The 14473-nt window shown below is 39.6% G+C and carries 27 protein-coding genes; all 27 read right to left on the reverse strand.

The genetic code is table 11. The annotated features are described in order from the left end of the window. Positions 1 to 6: 6 nt before the first annotated feature. Positions 7 to 120 carry a 50S ribosomal protein L36 gene (rpmJ, locus tag CFK40_RS00840; RefSeq protein WP_089530232.1) on the reverse strand — a complete coding sequence of 38 codons (114 nt, stop codon included), beginning with the start codon at positions 118 to 120 and terminating at the stop codon, positions 7 to 9. A 35-nt stretch (positions 121 to 155) separates the two neighbouring features. Beyond that, complete coding sequence (infA, locus tag CFK40_RS00845; protein ID WP_089530233.1) at positions 156 to 374, reverse strand: translation initiation factor IF-1; 219 nt, start codon at positions 372 to 374, stop codon at positions 156 to 158. Beyond that, a complete protein-coding gene (locus CFK40_RS00850) occupies positions 352 to 687 on the reverse strand; it encodes a KOW domain-containing RNA-binding protein (protein ID WP_089530234.1) in 336 nt (111 codons plus the stop codon). Before CFK40_RS00850 ends, infA begins: the two co-directional genes overlap by 23 nt. 172 nt (positions 688 to 859) lie before the next feature. Next, a complete protein-coding gene (locus tag CFK40_RS00855) occupies positions 860 to 1504 on the reverse strand; it encodes an adenylate kinase (protein WP_089530235.1) in 645 nt (214 codons plus the stop codon). 33 nt (positions 1505 to 1537) lie between these two features. After that, positions 1538 to 2830, reverse strand: coding sequence for a preprotein translocase subunit SecY (secY, locus tag CFK40_RS00860; RefSeq protein ID WP_089530236.1), 1293 nt, complete (start codon positions 2828 to 2830; stop codon positions 1538 to 1540). After that, the gene (gene rplO, locus CFK40_RS00865; protein ID WP_089530237.1) at positions 2830 to 3270 is read right to left on the reverse strand and encodes a 50S ribosomal protein L15; all 441 of its coding nucleotides are present in this window, start codon (positions 3268 to 3270) and stop codon (positions 2830 to 2832) included. Before rplO ends, secY begins: the two co-directional genes overlap by 1 nt. A 31-nt stretch (positions 3271 to 3301) precedes the next feature. Continuing rightward, a complete protein-coding gene (rpmD, locus tag CFK40_RS00870) occupies positions 3302 to 3484 on the reverse strand; it encodes a 50S ribosomal protein L30 (RefSeq protein ID WP_089530238.1) in 183 nt (60 codons plus the stop codon). 13 nt (positions 3485 to 3497) lie between these two features. Continuing rightward, a complete protein-coding gene (rpsE, locus tag CFK40_RS00875) occupies positions 3498 to 4001 on the reverse strand; it encodes a 30S ribosomal protein S5 (RefSeq protein ID WP_089530239.1) in 504 nt (167 codons plus the stop codon). Between the two features lie 24 nt (positions 4002 to 4025). Continuing rightward, complete coding sequence (rplR, locus tag CFK40_RS00880) at positions 4026 to 4388, reverse strand: 50S ribosomal protein L18 (RefSeq protein ID WP_089530240.1); 363 nt, start codon at positions 4386 to 4388, stop codon at positions 4026 to 4028. A gap of 32 nt (positions 4389 to 4420) precedes the next feature. Beyond that, complete coding sequence (gene rplF, locus CFK40_RS00885; protein ID WP_089530241.1) at positions 4421 to 4957, reverse strand: 50S ribosomal protein L6; 537 nt, start codon at positions 4955 to 4957, stop codon at positions 4421 to 4423. 31 nt (positions 4958 to 4988) lie between these two features. Next, on the reverse strand, positions 4989 to 5387 hold the full coding sequence (gene rpsH / locus CFK40_RS00890) for a 30S ribosomal protein S8 (RefSeq protein WP_089060904.1): 399 nt from the start codon (positions 5385 to 5387) through the stop codon (positions 4989 to 4991). Positions 5388 to 5416: 29 nt separating this feature from the next. Further along, positions 5417 to 5602, reverse strand: a complete 186-nt coding sequence (locus tag CFK40_RS00895) for a type Z 30S ribosomal protein S14 (protein WP_089060905.1) — start codon at positions 5600 to 5602, stop codon at positions 5417 to 5419. Between the two features lie 29 nt (positions 5603 to 5631). Continuing rightward, the gene (gene rplE / locus CFK40_RS00900; protein WP_089530242.1) at positions 5632 to 6171 is read right to left on the reverse strand and encodes a 50S ribosomal protein L5; all 540 of its coding nucleotides are present in this window, start codon (positions 6169 to 6171) and stop codon (positions 5632 to 5634) included. Between the two features lie 26 nt (positions 6172 to 6197). After that, positions 6198 to 6509: a 50S ribosomal protein L24 gene (rplX, locus tag CFK40_RS00905; protein WP_089530243.1), complete on the reverse strand. Its 312-nt coding sequence runs from the start codon at positions 6507 to 6509 to the stop codon at positions 6198 to 6200. Between the two features lie 36 nt (positions 6510 to 6545). Beyond that, the gene (gene rplN / locus CFK40_RS00910) at positions 6546 to 6914 is read right to left on the reverse strand and encodes a 50S ribosomal protein L14 (RefSeq protein ID WP_089530244.1); all 369 of its coding nucleotides are present in this window, start codon (positions 6912 to 6914) and stop codon (positions 6546 to 6548) included. A gap of 49 nt (positions 6915 to 6963) precedes the next feature. Then, positions 6964 to 7227, reverse strand: coding sequence for a 30S ribosomal protein S17 (gene rpsQ / locus CFK40_RS00915; protein ID WP_089530245.1), 264 nt, complete (start codon positions 7225 to 7227; stop codon positions 6964 to 6966). A 26-nt stretch (positions 7228 to 7253) separates the two neighbouring features. Then, a complete protein-coding gene (gene rpmC, locus CFK40_RS00920; RefSeq protein WP_089530246.1) occupies positions 7254 to 7454 on the reverse strand; it encodes a 50S ribosomal protein L29 in 201 nt (66 codons plus the stop codon). Further along, a complete protein-coding gene (rplP, locus tag CFK40_RS00925; protein ID WP_089530247.1) occupies positions 7444 to 7878 on the reverse strand; it encodes a 50S ribosomal protein L16 in 435 nt (144 codons plus the stop codon). Before rplP ends, rpmC begins: the two co-directional genes overlap by 11 nt. An 18-nt stretch (positions 7879 to 7896) precedes the next feature. Further along, positions 7897 to 8538 (reverse strand): 30S ribosomal protein S3, encoded by a 642-nt coding sequence (gene rpsC / locus CFK40_RS00930; protein ID WP_089530248.1) that lies wholly within the window; start codon positions 8536 to 8538, stop codon positions 7897 to 7899. A 3-nt stretch (positions 8539 to 8541) separates the two neighbouring features. Then, entirely contained in the window at positions 8542 to 8883 is a 342-nt protein-coding gene (rplV, locus tag CFK40_RS00935) for a 50S ribosomal protein L22 (RefSeq protein ID WP_089530249.1), read from the reverse strand. Positions 8884 to 8902: 19 nt separating this feature from the next. Beyond that, on the reverse strand, positions 8903 to 9181 hold the full coding sequence (gene rpsS, locus CFK40_RS00940) for a 30S ribosomal protein S19 (protein WP_089530250.1): 279 nt from the start codon (positions 9179 to 9181) through the stop codon (positions 8903 to 8905). A gap of 55 nt (positions 9182 to 9236) precedes the next feature. After that, positions 9237 to 10067 (reverse strand): 50S ribosomal protein L2, encoded by an 831-nt coding sequence (rplB, locus tag CFK40_RS00945; RefSeq protein ID WP_089530251.1) that lies wholly within the window; start codon positions 10065 to 10067, stop codon positions 9237 to 9239. 32 nt (positions 10068 to 10099) lie between these two features. Next, a complete protein-coding gene (gene rplW, locus CFK40_RS00950) occupies positions 10100 to 10387 on the reverse strand; it encodes a 50S ribosomal protein L23 (protein ID WP_089530252.1) in 288 nt (95 codons plus the stop codon). Further along, a complete protein-coding gene (gene rplD / locus CFK40_RS00955; protein ID WP_089530253.1) occupies positions 10387 to 11010 on the reverse strand; it encodes a 50S ribosomal protein L4 in 624 nt (207 codons plus the stop codon). Before rplD ends, rplW begins: the two co-directional genes overlap by 1 nt. Positions 11011 to 11036: 26 nt before the next feature. Next, positions 11037 to 11666, reverse strand: coding sequence for a 50S ribosomal protein L3 (gene rplC / locus CFK40_RS00960; RefSeq protein ID WP_089530254.1), 630 nt, complete (start codon positions 11664 to 11666; stop codon positions 11037 to 11039). Positions 11667 to 11699: 33 nt separating this feature from the next. Then, positions 11700 to 12008 (reverse strand): 30S ribosomal protein S10, encoded by a 309-nt coding sequence (gene rpsJ, locus CFK40_RS00965; RefSeq protein WP_089530255.1) that lies wholly within the window; start codon positions 12006 to 12008, stop codon positions 11700 to 11702. A 1180-nt stretch (positions 12009 to 13188) separates the two neighbouring features. Then, on the reverse strand, positions 13189 to 14379 hold the full coding sequence (gene tuf, locus CFK40_RS00975) for an elongation factor Tu (protein WP_089530257.1): 1191 nt from the start codon (positions 14377 to 14379) through the stop codon (positions 13189 to 13191). Positions 14380 to 14473 lie beyond the last annotated feature (94 nt).

Here is a 14473-nt window from a genome sequence, read left to right on the forward strand (position 1 = left end):
TGTTTATTAGCCTTGTTTTTGCTTGTGTTTTGGATTTTCGCAAATCACCATTACTGTGCCTTTACGCTTAATAACTTTACACTTTTCACAAATTGGTTTTACAGATGGTCTTACCTTCATCATCTTTACCTCCTTTTATATCGGAGCTCTCTCGGTTATTTATAACGGTACGTAATCCGTCCTCTAGTCAAATCATACGGTGAGAGTTCTACTGTCACTTTATCACCAGGTAAAATACGAATGAAATGCATACGAATTTTACCAGATACATGCGCTAAAACCGTATGACCGTTTTCAAGCTCAACTTTAAACATTGCGTTTGGCAATGTATCCGTTACTTTACCTTCTACTTCAATTACATCGTCTTTCGCCATCGTGTTGGTCTCCCTTCTTCAAATCAGTCACAACTTCATTGACAAATTTAGCTATGGCAAATCTCAACTTACCATTTGTGACACGACCAGTTTCTAGAAGGCTATTTTGGACTTCAGGGGAAATGTAATCCATAACTTCAATATGATGTAAATTCTTTTTCTTTGGTCGATCATACTTTCGTTTTTCCCCATCTGCTAGCATGACATACCCATTGTCTACCATATTAATAATAACCGCATATTGCCCTAACTCACGGCCTTGCATAATACGAACAATTTGACCTACTTGCGGAACCGAATCAGCTTCGCTCAACAACGATCACCTTCACTTAGGCTATAATTTAAAAACTGCCTTATTCAATTTAAGGCTTTATTTCAAAATGCTAGTAACATCAGTATTCCCTTTGTCGTTCATCACGACATACATTATACCTTTTAACAAATGGAAATGCACCCATCCTGTCTAAATAAGACAGTTGTAATGCTTATTTTTCTAATTCAGCTTGAATATCTTGGAATACTACACTAATTTCCTTATCTCCATTAACGGTTACAAGATATCCTTTTTCTTGATAGTAATCCAGAAGTGGTTTCGATTGTTTTATATTAACATCCAAACGAGTTCTCACTGTTTCTGGCTTATCATCTTCACGTTGGATCAGCTCTGTACCATCTTTGTCACATATTCCTTCTTCTTTCGGAGGGTTATACATAACATGATAAGTAGCTCCACATGTCGGACAAATTCTACGGCCAGTAAGACGTTTCACTAATTGTTCTTCAGGAACATTTACATGTAGCGCGTAGTCAATCTCTTCATTCATGTTGGCGAGGAGCGTTTGTAAAGCTTCTGCTTGAGCGATTGTTCGTGGAAACCCATCTAATAGGAAACCATTTTGGCAATCATCTTTACGTAAACGCTCTTCAACTATGCCAATTGTTACTTCATCAGGAACAAGGTCGCCTTGATCCATGAATTCTTTTGCTTTTTTACCAAGGTCTGTTCCTTCTTTAATTGCTAAACGGAACATATCTCCTGTTGAGATATGAGGGATGTTATATTTTTCACTTATTTTTTCTGCCTGAGTACCTTTACCGGCACCAGGAAGCCCCATTAAAATTAAATTCAACAATATTCCCCTCGCTCTCATTGGTAACAAGTATTACTTTATAAAACCTTTGTAATGGCGTTTCACTAGTTGACTTTCTAATTGTTTCATAGTCTGTAGTGCAACACCTACAACGATTAGTAAACTTGTTCCGCCGATTTGTACAGCGGTAGGTAAATCTGCCAAACCGCCTAAAACAATAGGTAGTACAGAAACTGCAGCGAGGAAGATCGAACCAACAAATGTAAGACGATACATTACCCGAGTTAGATAAGTTTCTGTGTTTTTTCCTGGACGAATACCTGGAATATATCCACCTTGTTTCTGTAAATTCTCAGCCATTTGCTCTGGGTTAACCTGAACAAATGTATAAAAATATGTGAATGCAATAATTAATACAACATAAATGACCATCCCAATTGGTTGGGTATAATCAAAAATCAATTCAATTGTATTTGCCACATCACTACCTTCAAAAAAGCCTGCGATTGTTCTTGGTGCAATAATAAATGCAATTGCAAAGATTACTGGAATAACTCCTGCAGCATTAACCTTTAACGGTAAATGAGTAGAGTGTCCTCCCACCGGTGAACGGTTAACAAGTTTTTTTGCATATTGAACGGGTATTTTACGTAATGCCTGTTGAATAAAGATAACTCCAACAGTAACTGCAATAACAACTAATACAATCATTACTACAATAACAACGTTGATAAACAACTCGTCGCCAGGATTTACAAAATACTGACTATATAATTGCTTAACACCATTAGGAACTGCAGCTACGATACCAGCAAAGATTAGTATAGAAATACCATTCCCAACACCATTTGCAGTTATCTGTTCCCCGATCCACATTAGAAAAGTCGTACCACTTGTTAATACAACGGCGATGACAATAAATGTTAGAACGTCAGGGTTTTCAATTAATTGGCCGCCTGCCATTGCGTTAAAACCAATAGACATGGCGATTGCTTGAACAAATGCCAGAGCAACTGTTCCATATCTGGTGATTTGAGCCAGTTTTTTCCGGCCCATTTCTCCTTGTTTTTTCCACTCAGAAAATTTCGGTACAACATCCATTTGAAGTAATTGCATGATGATCGATGCTGTGATGTAAGGCATAATTCCCATCGCGAAAATGGAGAAGTTTTGTAATGCCCCACCACCAAATGTGTTTAGAAAACCAAATACATTTTGTTGATTCATAAAATCAATTGCTTCTTTATTTGTATATGGTACAGGTATAAACGTACCAAGACGAAAGATAATTAACATCAATAATGTGAAAATAATTTTCCGTCTGATATCACCTACACGCATAAGATTGGAGATTGTACGGAACATTAGATCACCTCTGCTTGACCGCCCGCTGCTTCAATAGCTTCTTTAGCTGAAGCAGAGAACTTATGAGCTTTTACAGTAAATTTCTTTTCAACAGCACCCTTACCAAGTACTTTAATACCTGCATTAAGCTTGCTAACTACACCTTCTTCTAGTAAAAGTTCTGGTGTAATTTCTGCGCCATCTTCAAATCGATTTAAAGCATCAAGATTTACTACAGCAAATTCCTTACGGTGAATATTTGTAAACCCACGTTTTGGTAGACGTTGGAATAAAGGCATTTGACCACCTTCGAAGCCCGGACGAGTTCCGCCACCTGAACGTGCGTTTTGTCCTTTATGTCCTCTTCCGGAAGTTTTTCCGTTACCAGAAGACATTCCACGACCTACGCGGTTACGTTCTTTACGGCTTCCTTCTGCTGCCTTCAATTCATGAAGTTTCATACGAGCACCTCCTCTATACGCTAATGTTTAATTAAACTTCTTTGACCGCTACAAGATGAGATACTTTGTTAACCATACCACGAACGGCTGGAGTATCTTCACGAACAACGGATTGACGAATTTTTTTGAGTCCTAATGATTGAACAGTAAGCTTTTGAACTTCTGATCTACCAATAACACTGCGCGTGAGGGTGATTTCTAATTTTTTAGACATAGTATTTCCCTCCTTATCCTAACAGTTCTTCTACAGACTTTCCGCGTAGTTTTGCAACTTCTTCTGCACGTTTTAAGTTTGTTAGTCCATTTAATGTAGCACGAATCATATTAATTGGTGTATTTGAACCAAGTGACTTAGTTAAAATATCACCAACACCTGCAAGTTCTAGAATCGCACGAACAGGGCCACCAGAGATAACTCCAGTACCTTCTGTAGCAGGTTTCATCAATACGTTACCTGCGCCAAATCTTCCATTAATTTGATGTGGAATAGTAGTTCCAACAATAGGTACAGTGATTAAGTTTTTCTTAGCGTCATCAACTGCTTTTTTAATTGCTTCTGGTACTTCTTGTGCCTTACCTGTACCAAAGCCTACATGACCGTTTTTATCTCCGACCACAACTAGTGCAGCAAAGCGAAAACGACGTCCACCTTTAACTACTTTTGCAACACGGTTGATCGTTACAACACGTTCTTCAAGATCTAATTTATTCGGATCTATACTTGTACGCATCTATGTCCCTCCTTTATCTATCGATTAAAATTCAAGACCTGCTTCGCGAGCAGCATCTGCCAATGCTTTTACACGTCCATGATAAAGGTAGCCTCCGCGATCGAACACAATCGATTTATAACCTTTATCTTGGGCACGTTTAGCGATCAATTCTCCGACTTTTTTAGCAGCTTCCACGTTACCAGTACCTTCAACAGATAATTCTTTATCTGTAGCAGCAGCACTCGTAAGTGTAACTCCGTTAATATCATCAATTAACTGTACATAAATGTTCTTGTTAGAACGATATACATTTAAACGTGGGCGTTGTTCTGTTCCAAAAAGGTTTTTGCGAACACGCTTTTGTCTCTTTTTACGTAATAAATTTTTGTCAGGCTTTGTGATCATCTAGGTCACTCCTTTCTGCTCCCTAACTAATCTTACTTAGCAGTTTTACCTTCTTTACGGCGTACATATTCACCTTCATAACGAATTCCTTTACCTTTGTAAGGTTCAGGTGGGCGAATTGCACGGATTTTAGCAGCAACTGCTCCGACTAGTTCTTTGTCAATTCCTTTAACAATCAATTGCGTGTTTTTAGGAACTTCTATATCTATACCTTCTCTAGGTTCAATTTCAACTGGATGTGAGTAACCTGCATTAACCACGACTTTTTCGCCTTGTTTTTGCGCACGGTAACCAACCCCAACAAGTTCAAGATTCTTTGTAAATCCTTTATGAACTCCATCAACCAAGTTATTAATAATGCTACGAGTTGTACCATGTAATGCACGATGTTCCTTGTTATCACTTGGACGTTCAACAGTTAACACGTTATCTTCTATAACAACTTTCATATCATTATGAATAGTTCTTGTTAGTTCACCTTTTGGACCCTTAACTGTAACAATCTTCCCATCTAACTTAATTTCGACACCATCTGGAATTTCAACTGGCTTAAGTCCTATACGAGACATTTAAGTGCACCTCCTGTCTTATAAATGTTAATTACCAAACATACGCTAGAACTTCGCCGCCAACAGCTTGAGTGCGTGCTTCCTTATCAGATAACACACCTTTAGATGTTGATACGATAGCAATACCTAAACCGTTTAGTACACGAGGCACCTCATCAGCTTTTGCATAAACACGTAGTCCTGGTTTACTTATACGTTTGATACCTGTAATTACTCGTTCGCTACTTACACCGTACTTAAGGAAAATACGCAGAACACCTTGCTTGTTATCTTCAATGAATTCATAATCACGTACAAAACCTTCACGTTTTAAAATATCAGCGATTTCTTTTTTCATTTTAGAAGCCGGAAGCTCTAATTTTTCATGGCGTACCATGTTTGCGTTACGAATGCGAGTTAGCATATCTGCGATTGGATCTGTCATAACCATTACTTATTACCTCCTTCCCAAATCGGGGTTTACCAGCTTGCTTTTTTGACACCAGGAATTTGACCTTTATGGGCAAGTTCGCGGAAACAAATACGGCATAGTTTAAATTTACGAATTACAGAATGTGGACGGCCACAGCGTTCACAACGCGTATACTCTTGTACTTTATACTTTTGTGGGCGTTTTTGTTTCGCAATCATCGATTTTTTAGCCACAATTTTCCCTCCTTGTATTAGCTCTAAGCTTATTTTTGGAAAGGCATGCCTAGCTGAGCTAAAAGTTCACGCGCTTCTTCGTCAGTATTTGATGTTGTTACAATTACAATATCCATACCGCGCACTTTACTTACGTTATCGTAGTTAATTTCTGGGAAAATTAGTTGCTCTTTCACACCTAATGTATAGTTTCCACGGCCATCAAAGGCCTTTTTAGAAATCCCACGGAAGTCACGAACACGTGGAAGTGAAACCTGCACAAGTTTTTGTAGAAATTCGTACATGCGCTCGCCGCGAAGTGTTACTTTTGCTCCGATTGGCATTCCTTCACGTAAACGGAATCCAGCAATTGATTTTTTTGCTTTTGTAACCATTGGCTTTTGCCCAGAAATTAATGCAAGCTCTTCAACAGCGCTATCTAGTGCTTTTGAGTTCTGAACTGCATCACCAACACCCATGTTAATTACGATTTTTTCCACATGCGGTGTTTCCATTACTGATTTATAACTGAATTTATTCATCAACGATGGCATTACGTCATCCTGATATTTTTGTTTTAATTCGTTCATCATGTCGCCCTCCTTTCGTCGCTAAACTATTTATCTAATGCTTCACCGGATTTTTTAGCGATGCGGACTTTTTTTCCGTCACGTTCTTCGAACCCAACACGAGTTGGTTCTCCGGATTTAGGATCAATTGGCATTACATTAGAAACATGAATTGGTGCTTCTTGGTTTAGAATTCCACCTTGTGGATTATCTTGGGAAGGTTTGGCGTGTTTTTTTACCATATTAACTCCCTCAACAAGTACACGATCGTTTTTTGGATATGCTTCTAAAATACTACCTTGCTTTCCACGGTCTTTACCGGAAATTACTTTTACTGTATCACCTTTTTTAACATGCATGCTTAACGCACCTCCCTACAGGCAATTCATTCATACTTACAAAACTTCTGGTGCTAGAGATACGATTTTCATGAATTTTGCATCGCGCAATTCACGTGCTACTGGTCCGAAAATACGAGTTCCTCTTGGACCTTTATCATCACGAATGATGACAGCAGCATTTTCATCGAAACGAATGTATGATCCATCTTTACGACGCATACCACTCTTCGTACGTACAATAACCGCTTTTACAACTTCACCTTTTTTGACAACGCCACCTGGTGTTGCTTGTTTGACCGTGCAAACAATCACATCACCGATGTTAGCAGTTTTACGTCCAGAACCACCCAATACTTTAATAGTTAATACCTGACGTGCTCCAGAGTTATCTGCAACTTTTAAACGAGTCTCTTGTTGAATCATATCGTTGTGACCTCCCTTCGGATACCTTCCGAGCGAACCCGAACTTTAATTATATAATTACCGCTTCTTCAATAACTTCTTCTAAACGAAAACGTTTTGTAGCTGATAGCGGACGAGTTTCCATGATACGAACAACGTCACCAGTTTTAGCTTGGTTATTCTCATCATGTGTTTTAAGCTTCTTTGAGTATTTAACACGCTTACCGTATAACTTATGAAATTTATATGTTTCAACTAATACAGTGATTGTTTTATCCATTTTGTCAGATACAACACGGCCTGTGTACTCTTTACGATTATTACGTTCAGTCATTTTGAGGCTAACCTCCTCTCAGGTTTCTAGTTATTTACACTTAGTTCACGATGACGTGCAACAGTTTTCAAGCGAGCAATGGATTTACGAACCGCGCGTATACGTGCAGTGTTTTCCAATGATCCAGTTGCTAACTGAAAGCGTAAATTAAATAGTTCTTCCTTTAATGTTTTTACTTTTTGTTCAATTTCGGCAGTGGTTAGTTCTCTGATTTCATTAGCCTTCATTGATTTCACCACCAATTTCTTCACGTTTTACGAACTTAGTTTTAATCGGTAGCTTATGAGAAGCAAGACGCAACGCTTCACGTGCAACTTCTTCACTTACACCCGCAATTTCAAACATAATTTTACCTGGTTTTACTACTGCAACCCAACCTTCAGGTGCACCTTTACCGGAACCCATTCGAACTTCGAGGGGCTTTGCAGTATATGGTTTGTCTGGGAAAATCTTAATCCAAACTTTACCGCCACGTTTCATATAACGAGTCATTGCGATACGGGCAGCCTCAATTTGGCGGTTTGTGATCCATGATGCTTCAAGTGCTTGTAAACCGTACTCACCAAAAGCTACAGTTGTTCCGCCTTTTGCTTGACCTCTCATACGACCACGATGTTGTCTACGATATTTAACACGTTTGGGCATTAACATAATGCATATCCCCCTTCCTTATTTTGTAGTTTTAGTTGGAAGGACTTCTCCACGATAGATCCACACTTTGATACCTAATTTACCGTAAGTAGTATCAGCTTCTGCTGTACCATAATCGATATCAGCACGTAATGTGTGTAGTGGTACTGTTCCTTCACTATAATGTTCTGCGCGAGCGATGTCTGCTCCGCCTAAACGACCAGAAACTTGTGTTTTAATTCCTTTTGCTCCACCACGCATAGCGCGTTGAATAGATTGCTTTTGAGCACGACGGAATGAAATACGGTTTTCTAATTGACGAGCAATGTTTTCAGCTACTAGTTTTGCATTCAAATCAACCTTTTTAACTTCAACGATGTTAATATGAACACGTTTGCCAGTTAAACTGTTTAATGATTTACGTAGAGCTTCAACTTCAGATCCGCCTTTACCAATTACCATACCCGGCTTACCAGTATGAATAGTGATGTTCACTCGATTTGCTGCACGTTCGATTTCAATAGAAGAAACAGCAGCAATACGTAGACGGTTCTCCAGATATTCTCTGATTTTGATATCTTCGTGTAGTAATTCTGCATAGTCTTTGCCAGCATACCACTTTGACTCCCAATCACGAATGACGCCGACACGAAGACCCACTGGATTTATCTTTTGACCCACTGACTATCCCTCCTTCTTTTCTGATACAACCACTGTTACGTGGCTTGAGCGTTTATTAATTTTACTTGCACGTCCTTGTGCACGTGGACGAAAACGTTTCAATGTTGCACCTTCATTTACGAATGCTTCTGTAACAACTAGATTTTCTGGATCCATTTCGTAGTTGTGTTCCGCGTTTGCAATAGCAGAGTTTAGAACTTTTTCTACGACTGGAGAAGCACCACGTTGAGTAAGGCGTAAAATTGCTACAGCTTCACCAACATTTTTTCCTCGAATTAAATCTACTACTAAACGTACTTTACGAGGAGCAATACGAACAGATTTTGCAACGGCTTTAGCTTGCATGCTTTAGTGCCTCCTCTCATTAGCGTTTTGTTTTCTTGTCATCGCCAGCATGTCCTTTATACGTACGGCTTGGCGCGAATTCACCTAATTTATGTCCGACCATATCTTCTGTAACATAAACTGGAACGTGTTTACGTCCGTCATATACAGCTACAGTATGACCTATAAATGTTGGAAAGATTGTTGAGCGACGAGACCAAGTTTTTACTACTTGTTTCTTGTCATCTTCATTTAGCTTATCGATCTTTTTCAATAGATGGTCATCTGCAAAAGGTCCTTTTTTTAAACTACGACCCATGGATAAACCTCCTTTCGCAATTGAGAGATGGGTTATTTCCCATCACTATATTCCGTTATTTTTTACGTTTACGAACGATAAATTTATCAGTAGGTTTGTTGCGCTTACGAGTTTTATAACCAAGTGTTGGTTTACCCCAAGGAGACATAGGTGATTTACGTCCGATTGGCGCACGTCCTTCACCACCACCATGAGGGTGATCGTTAGGGTTCATAACAGAACCACGTACAGTTGGGCGCTTGCCTAACCAACGAGAGCGTCCTGCTTTACCAATTTTGATAAGCTCGTGTTCAATATTTCCAACTTGACCTATTGTTGCACGACAAGTTGAAAGTACTTTTCGCACTTCTCCTGATGATAAACGTACAAGTGTATATTTTTCTTCGCGTCCAAGAATTTGAGCTTGAGCTCCGGCTGATCTTGCTAATTGTCCACCACGTCCAGGCTTCAGTTCTACGTTGTGAATAATTGTACCCACTGGAATATTTTGAAGTTGAAGTGTGTTTCCAAGTTTGATATCAGCGTCTTTGCCAGATTCAATTTCTTGCCCAACCTTAAGTCCTTTAGGAGATAAAATATATCTTTTCTCTCCATCAACATAATTGATTAATGCGATATTAGCTGAACGGTTTGGATCGTACTCAATCGTAGCAACGCGTCCACGTATTCCATCTTTATCACGTTTGAAATCGATTATACGGTATTGACGCTTGTGACCGCCACCTTGATGACGAACTGTTAGTTTACCTTGGTTGTTACGTCCGCCGCGCTTAAACAGTGGGCTTAGCAAGGATTTTTCTGGAGTACTTGTTGTAATCTCTGCGAAATCAGAACTAGTCATTCCGCGTCTACCGTTAGTGGTAGGTTTATACTTCTTAATCGCCATCTTTTTTCCCTCCTTCACATGTTACAAGTTTCTTAGCCCTCGAAGAAGTCTAGCTCTTTGCTATCCTCTGAAAGCTGTACAATAGCTTTTTTGCGATCGGAACGGTATCCGCCGTAACGACCCATTCGCTTGAATTTACCTTTTAGATTCATTGTGTTAACTTTTACTACTTTTACTCCAAAAACTAGTTCAACAGCATCTTTAATCTCTGTTCTGTTTGCTTTCGGGTAAACTTCGAACGTATATTTTTTCTCTGCCATTAAATCAGCAGTATTCTCTGTAATGACAGGGCGCTTAATAATATCACGTGGATCTTTCATTATGCAAGCACCTCCCCTGCTTTTTCAGCTGCATCCTTTGTCAAGATCAGCTTGTCATGCATAAGCAAGTCTAAGACATTAACTTGTTCAACAGTAAGTACTTTTACTGATTGAAGGTTATTTGCAGAACGAATTACATTCTCGTCTTTTTCTGCTGTTACAATTAACACTTTCGTATCAACCTTTAGGACGCTTAGCATATTTACTACTTCTTTTGTTTTAGGAGCATCAAATGCGATGTTTTCTAAAACTACTAAGTTCTCTTCTTTTACTTTTGAAGAGTAAGCAGATTGAAGTGCTAAACGACGGACTTTCTTTGGAAGCTTGTAGCTATAGCTGCGTGGTGTAGGTCCGAATACAACTCCTCCACCAACCCATTGTGGTGAACGGATGGAACCTTGACGAGCACGGCCTGTGCCTTTTTGACGCCATGGTTTACGACCACCGCCGCGTACATCTGAACGATTCTTTACAGCATGTGTACCTTGACGCATAGACGCGCGTTGCATAACTACCGCATCATGTAATACATGCTCATTTGGTTCAATACCAAATACAGAATCATTCAATTCTACTTCTCCAGCTTGTGAACCATCTTGTTTTAATAGTGCTATTTTAGGCATGACATATCCTCCCTTCGTTTATGTGATTAGTTAGCCTTTACTGCACTCGTGATTTTTACGAATGATTTTTTTGCACCAGGAACATTACCTTTTATTAATAAAAGATTACGTTCTGTGTCAACATTAACAACTTCTAAGTTTTGAATTGTAACATTTTCGCTACCCATGTGACCTGGCATTTTTTTACCTTTGAATACACGCATTGGGTCAACTGCACCTAATGAACCTGGAGCTCTATGAAAGTGTGAACCATGAGACATTGGACCACGATGGAAATTGTGGCGTTTAATAGCCCCTTGGAATCCTTTACCTTTTGATTTACCAGATACATCAATTTTATCTCCTGCTTGGAAAACATCAACGCTAATTTCTTGACCTACTTCATAGTCATCAAGTTTCGCGTCACGGAATTCACGAACGTAGCGCTTAGTGTTAGTACTAGCTTTTTCAGCATGACCTTTTTTCGGTTTGTTAACATGCTTTCCTTTTGCATCAGAAAAACCAAGTTGAATTGCTTCATATCCATCATTTTCTAACGTTCTTTTTTGTAAAACCACGTTTGAATCAGCTTGAATTACTGTTACTGGCACTAATTCGCCTTCTTCAGAAAATAACTGAGTCATGCCAATTTTACGACCTAAGATTGCTTTCGTCATCCGTTACACCTCCTATAGTAAAAACATAATTTATTATAATTTAATCTCAATATCCACACCAGACGGTAAGTCAAGACGCATTAACGAATCAACAGTCTGTGGTGTTGGATTAACAATGTCGATTAACCGTTTATGTGTACGCATTTCAAATTGCTCGCGTGAATCTTTGTATTTGTGCACCGCACGTAATACAGTATAAATAGATTTCTCAGTAGGCAACGGAATTGGCCCTGAAACATTTGCACCAGAACGCTTCGCTGTTTCTACAATTTTCTCAGCAGATTGATCTAAAATACGGTGATCATACGCCTTTAAACGGATTCGAATCTTTTCTTTTGCCATTATTTTCCCTCCTTTTTCGCCCATTTTATAATAGACATTCTCCGTGAAAATTTTTCAATCACCCGCCATGGCAAAGGGGCCGGGTGTATCAATAACCTTTCACTTCATCGCCTTTTATGACCAACATTCTTATTATATAGAAAAAATGCCGGCAATGCAATACATATTTTAATAACGTATTCGCACATCTATGTATTATACAAACTTTTTACATAGAATGCAAGGGGTGTAGGAAATTTCCTTGTAATTCAAAGGCTGTGCAGCATTTGCACTCTCGAACCAAGTGCAGTTAAACGCCAGAAAACTTCAGACCAAGCCGCTTCAAACGCCAAACGAGGAACACGCTTGTAGCTTATCTGGGGAAAGCTTGTCTGGCTTTGAGGCTGACCGACTTCAGCTTCGTTATTTGTAAAGGCTGTTTTAGTAAAGTTTGTTGCCATTGATATAAAATGCGACATAAGTGCCATGTTTTGTGCTTGAACAACCGTTCCGGAAATCCACTACGCTTTCCGTGGGCTCGCGATGAGTCTCCGTGGATTTCCTTCACTGGGTTTGTGCTTAAAAATTTCAATTACTTTATCACTGGTTGCTTTTATTATAAAATAGCCTTCAATTTATGGCAGTTGATTGGAGCAGAGGGCAGTCGACTCCTGCGGGAGGATAGGCGAGGCCACTGAAAAAGTAGTGGATTTTTAAAATTTAACTTTCACATCAACTTAGCACCCTCGAATATACGGAGACTCCTGCGGGAAGTAAGAGATCGGCGAGACCCCGCAGGACGGCTGTCCGAGGAGGCTCGACACTCGCCCGCGGAAAGCAAAGTATATTCGAGGGTGCGATGGTAGATCCGCATATTTTGTACTATATTTAACTTTTTCAGTGGCCTCGAGGATAGGCATAGGTGAGACCCCGCAGTGCGGAGCACGAGGAGGCTCACCAGCCGCCCGCGGAAAGCGACTGCCCGCAGCGGAAATCAACCAGCACTTACGTCGTAGTCTATACCAACTACTTGTTCAGTTTTTTTATAAAGAACCAACCTTTTAGAAAACAACCTTTGTAAATAGTAATAATCTTTATGATTGAGGACACAGGATCATAAAGACAGTGATTTTATAGTTTTATCATGTAAACACTAAAAAAACAGGTAGCGTCGTCACGCTACCTGTTTTTTATCTACTACTTACTTATCAATTGTTGATACAACGCCAGATCCAACTGTACGTCCACCCTCACGGATAGAGAAACGTGTACCTTCTTCAATAGCGATTGGTGAAATAAGTTCAACACTCATTTCAATGTTATCGCCAGGCATTACCATTTCAACGCCTTCTGGTAACTGGATAACGCCAGTTACGTCAGTAGTACGGAAATAGAATTGTGGACGATAGTTTCCGAAGAAAGGAGTATGACGCCCGCCTTCTTCTTTTGATAATACATATACTTCAGACTTGAAGTTAGTATGTGGAGTGATTGTACCTGGTTTAGCAAGTACTTGACCACGTCCGATATCATCACGAGATACACCACGTAGTAGTGCACCAATGTTGTCACCAGCTTCTGCATAGTCAAGAAGCTTACGGAACATTTCAACACCAGTTACAGTTGTTTTAGCAGGTGCTTCGTTAAGACCGATGATTTCTACATCGTCACCGACTTTAACTTCTCCACGCTCAACACGACCAGTTGCAACAGTTCCACGACCAGTGATTGAGAATACATCCTCAACTGGCATCATGAATGGCTTGTCAGTGTCACGTTCTGGAGTTGGAATATACTCATCAACCGCGTCCATTAATTCAACGATTTTTGCTTCGTAATCAGCATCGCCTTCGATAGCTTTTAGAGCAGAACCTTTGATTACTGGTACATCATCACCAGGGAAGTCATACTCAGTTAATAGATCACGTACTTCCATTTCTACTAATTCAAGAAGTTCTTCGTCATCTACCATATCAGTTTTGTTAAGGAATACTACGATCGATGGAACACCAACGTTACGTGAAAGCAAGATGTGCTCACGAGTTTGTGGCATTGGGCCATCCGCAGATGATACTACTAAGATAGCTCCGTCCATTTGTGCTGCACCAGTGATCATGTTTTTAACATAGTCAGCGTGACCTGGGCAGTCAACGTGTGCATAGTGACGAGCATCTGTTTCGTACTCAACGTGTGAAGTAGAAATTGTAATTCCACGTTCTTTTTCTTCTGGAGCACCGTCGATTTGGTCATAAGCCATTACTGTACCTTTACCAGATTTCTTGTGCATTACGATTGAGATTGCTGCAGTTAACGTTGTTTTACCATGGTCAACGTGTCCGATAGTTCCAATGTTTACGTGACTTTTCGAGCGGTCGAATTTTTCTTTAGCCATTTATAGTTCCTCCTTTAAATAAATAAAAGTGTTTTTTAGTTTTTATTTCACGCTAAATTCATAGCCTACAATAAAAGTTATACTTGAGATTCTT

It is taken from the genome of Virgibacillus necropolis (genome assembly GCF_002224365.1).
Lineage (GTDB): Bacteria > Bacillota > Bacilli > Bacillales > Amphibacillaceae > Virgibacillus_F > Virgibacillus_F necropolis.

Excerpts from the sequence above, each read along its gene's own strand:
- rplR (WP_089530240.1), bottom strand. The coding sequence starts at position 4,388 with ATGATCACAAAGCCTGACAAAAATTTATTACGTAAAAAGAGACAAAAG.
- rplP (WP_089530247.1), bottom strand. The coding sequence starts at position 7,878 with ATGTTAATGCCCAAACGTGTTAAATATCGTAGACAACATCGTGGTCGT.
- rplX (WP_089530243.1), bottom strand. The coding sequence starts at position 6,509 with ATGCATGTTAAAAAAGGTGATACAGTAAAAGTAATTTCCGGTAAAGAC.
- rplD (WP_089530253.1), bottom strand. The coding sequence starts at position 11,010 with ATGCCTAAAATAGCACTATTAAAACAAGATGGTTCACAAGCTGGAGAA.
- tuf (WP_089530257.1), bottom strand. The coding sequence starts at position 14,379 with ATGGCTAAAGAAAAATTCGACCGCTCGAAAAGTCACGTAAACATTGGA.
- rpsH (WP_089060904.1), bottom strand. The coding sequence starts at position 5,387 with ATGGTTATGACAGATCCAATCGCAGATATGCTAACTCGCATTCGTAAC.
- rpmJ (WP_089530232.1), bottom strand. The coding sequence starts at position 120 with ATGAAGGTAAGACCATCTGTAAAACCAATTTGTGAAAAGTGTAAAGTT.
- rpsQ (WP_089530245.1), bottom strand. The coding sequence starts at position 7,227 with ATGACTGAACGTAATAATCGTAAAGAGTACACAGGCCGTGTTGTATCT.
- rpsJ (WP_089530255.1), bottom strand. The coding sequence starts at position 12,008 with ATGGCAAAAGAAAAGATTCGAATCCGTTTAAAGGCGTATGATCACCGT.
- rplF (WP_089530241.1), bottom strand. The coding sequence starts at position 4,957 with ATGTCTCGTATAGGACTTAAGCCAGTTGAAATTCCAGATGGTGTCGAA.
- rplW (WP_089530252.1), bottom strand. The coding sequence starts at position 10,387 with ATGAAAGATCCACGTGATATTATTAAGCGCCCTGTCATTACAGAGAAT.
- rplN (WP_089530244.1), bottom strand. The coding sequence starts at position 6,914 with ATGATTCAACAAGAGACTCGTTTAAAAGTTGCAGATAACTCTGGAGCA.
- rplE (WP_089530242.1), bottom strand. The coding sequence starts at position 6,171 with ATGAACGAATTAAAACAAAAATATCAGGATGACGTAATGCCATCGTTG.
- secY (WP_089530236.1), bottom strand. The coding sequence starts at position 2,830 with ATGTTCCGTACAATCTCCAATCTTATGCGTGTAGGTGATATCAGACGG.
- rpmD (WP_089530238.1), bottom strand. The coding sequence starts at position 3,484 with ATGTCTAAAAAATTAGAAATCACCCTCACGCGCAGTGTTATTGGTAGA.
- rpmC (WP_089530246.1), bottom strand. The coding sequence starts at position 7,454 with ATGAAGGCTAATGAAATCAGAGAACTAACCACTGCCGAAATTGAACAA.
- rpsE (WP_089530239.1), bottom strand. The coding sequence starts at position 4,001 with ATGCGTACAAGTATAGATCCGAATAAATTAGATCTTGAAGAACGTGTT.
- infA (WP_089530233.1), bottom strand. The coding sequence starts at position 374 with ATGGCGAAAGACGATGTAATTGAAGTAGAAGGTAAAGTAACGGATACA.
- rpsS (WP_089530250.1), bottom strand. The coding sequence starts at position 9,181 with ATGGGTCGTAGTTTAAAAAAAGGACCTTTTGCAGATGACCATCTATTG.
- rplC (WP_089530254.1), bottom strand. The coding sequence starts at position 11,666 with ATGACGAAAGCAATCTTAGGTCGTAAAATTGGCATGACTCAGTTATTT.
- rplO (WP_089530237.1), bottom strand. The coding sequence starts at position 3,270 with ATGAAACTTCATGAATTGAAGGCAGCAGAAGGAAGCCGTAAAGAACGT.
- rplB (WP_089530251.1), bottom strand. The coding sequence starts at position 10,067 with ATGGCGATTAAGAAGTATAAACCTACCACTAACGGTAGACGCGGAATG.
- rplV (WP_089530249.1), bottom strand. The coding sequence starts at position 8,883 with ATGCAAGCTAAAGCCGTTGCAAAATCTGTTCGTATTGCTCCTCGTAAA.